Origin of the sequence: Frankia nepalensis, assembly GCF_016786325.1 — a bacterium.
Taxonomy (GTDB): Bacteria; Actinomycetota; Actinomycetes; order Frankiales; family Frankiaceae; genus Pseudofrankia; species Pseudofrankia nepalensis.
Window position 1 is genome coordinate 1 of the sequence record NZ_JADWYU010000321.1, and the last position, 2,405, is coordinate 2,405.

At 66.9% G+C, this 2,405-nt stretch carries 2 protein-coding genes; one reads left to right on the plus strand and one right to left on the minus strand.

Going from position 1 to position 2,405, the window contains the following annotated elements:
* Positions 1-129 precede the first annotated feature (129 nt).
* Entirely contained in the window at positions 130-402 is a 273-nt protein-coding gene (locus tag I6A81_RS40920; RefSeq protein ID WP_203008304.1) for a hypothetical protein, read from the minus strand.
* 1,021 nt (positions 403-1,423) lie between these two features.
* Here I6A81_RS40920 and I6A81_RS40925 point away from each other — a divergent pair.
* Entirely contained in the window at positions 1,424-2,248 is an 825-nt protein-coding gene (locus tag I6A81_RS40925) for a terpene synthase family protein (protein WP_307875234.1), read from the plus strand.
* The last annotated feature ends 157 nt before the right edge of the window (positions 2,249-2,405 follow it).

Sequence of the window (2,405 nt, forward strand, 5' to 3'; positions counted from 1 at the left end):
CTTCGACATCAGTCGAACCTCCTCAACGAGTACCACTGTTCTCATGCGACCTCGTGTCGCACGATCCGGTTGAGCCAGCTCGAGTAGGCCGGGGCGCGGGCGATCTCAGCGTTGCTCGCGGCTGCCCAGTCACCCACCCGGCTGTCCCTGCGTGGTCAGGTACGGGGAGACGTCGTCGCGGGTGATCGCGATCCGGCCGTCGGCCGGGTAGGGACTGCGCGGGTAGCGGCGGAACACGAGGAACGTGGTCCAGTCCTTGGCCGGCTTCACCTGCCCGCGGTCGTGGGTGGCGCGTGGGCGCCGCCGCGGCCCGCGTTTCGGGTCCTTGTTCTTCGTTCTTCCCGCGCGCCGGCCCACCGCCGCCCGGGCCGTGGCCGCGGGTCGAGCGGGCCGAAGCAGCACGGAACTGCATCTTCGCGCGGTCGCCGGCGCCGACGCGCGAGGGCCAGGCGCCGGGAGGGCCACGGCCGGTGGCCATGGCCGCGGCCGCGCTGAGCAGGGCGGACGACATTTCTCGGCGGCCCCGGATTCCACTCGTCAGTCCGTGGACCTCTCAGCTGTAGGCGGGACACCAAGCCGGCGGTACAGAACCTCCGCGCAAAACCAGGCGCGCTTGTGTCCTCAGAACTGTGGCCGATCGCGGTCATGGCCTCCTCCGGGACCAGCCGCAGGAACACCAGCAGCCCTGCACCGTTCGCGCCCGCCGTTCTCGCCGTCGTCGCGGCCAGCGACCGCTCGGCCTCCTCGCTGTCCCAGAGCCGGGGCCGCGGCTTCTTACGCGGCGGCTTCGCCGGGTGCCCGCGGGACCTGCCGCGAAGGGAGCTGACTTTGCCGGAATTCGTGGTCGTGTGACCGCGTGACCGGTCAGAATGGTTTGGCAAAGGAGTATCCCGGGACTCGGGAAGTGACTTCAACGATCCCGACCATGCCGGGTGGCCCCGTTGCCTGTGCGGGCACCCATCTCCCGTCACGGTCCGTCACCCTGACCGGAGGCAGCCCGCCGCCATCACACCAGCCCGGCCATCACACCCTGTCACTGAAATCGGGTGGAGGTCTATGCCTCCGCGCGCATCAACCTCTCCCGACCATCCTCGCGAAGATCACATCAAGCGCTCCGACCTGCGATTATGGCTCCTTCCTCAACCCTGTGCGCCTCCTTGGAGCAGCCCGCGACCTCCATGACTCCAGGAGTGCCCGACGCCGCACCTCGGGAAAACGAGAGCGGTCCGTGATCACCACTCTTAACCAGGAGACAGGCCAAGACGCGATGAATGGCGACCAGATCCTCACAGTGCACGAAGCCGCGCGATCCTGGCAGCCGAACCAGAACGCTGCCGAAGCCCTGGCGCACACCGTCGAATGGCTTACCCGCTTTCACGTCCACACGCCCCGGGCTGAGAGGTACGCCACACTCTCGGCCTGGGTGTACCCTCTGGCCCCGCTGCCGGAGCTGGAACTCGCCTACGACATCAGCGCGTTCTTCCGGATCTACGACGACTTCACCGACGACCTCGCGGCGGACATCGGCCGCATCAACGTCATCAGCGCGGAGCTCACCGGGATTCTCTACGGGAGACCCGCGAAGTCCCCCATGGGGATGATCTTCAGTGACCTGTGGACGCGGCAGATCATCAGTTCGCCGGACCAGTGGGTGGCTCGGGTCAGAGAGCACTGGGAATGGTATTTCAACACGCAGGCCATGTATGCGGCGATGCGGGACCGGCGGTTGGACACGACGGTCGAGGAGTACTTGGAACTACGCCAGGGAAACGGCGCGGTGCCGCTGTGCCTGGTGCTCGGCGAGAAGGTGAACTTCACCTATCTGCCGCCGCACATCCACCACTGCACCCAGTTGCGACTGCTACGCAGGTTGACCAGCGACATCATCGTGTACTGCAACGACGTCTACTCCTCGGTCCGCGACGCGAAGCATGACGACCCGCGCAACCTGATTACGATCATCCGCGACCAGGACGGCTGCGACTGGCAGGCGGCGAGAGCCCGTTGCGAGCGGGAGATGCGGACGCTCGACCAGTCGATACACGTCACGAAGCAGCGCCTTGACGCGGCCTGCGACGTGCTGCGGTTCACCGAAGCGGAACGCGCCCAGGCCCGGATGGGCGCGCGGATCGCCGACGACTGGAACTGGGGTTACCAGGCCTGGGCCGCCGCCAACGAGTTGCTGATGGACACGGATCCGCCGCGCGAGGAGATCTCTCGCATGCTCACCTCGCCGCGGGCGGCCTGACGGTGCGTCGGAAACAAAAGAGTGGCGCCCGGGAATCGCTCCCGGGCGCCACCGAGCGGTACGTCAGCCGACCGCGAAGACCTTAGCCCGGATCTTTCGTGCCTCGGCCAGGTGTGATCGCGAGCTGGCCTTCCACCCATGTTGATGTTGAGTTTTG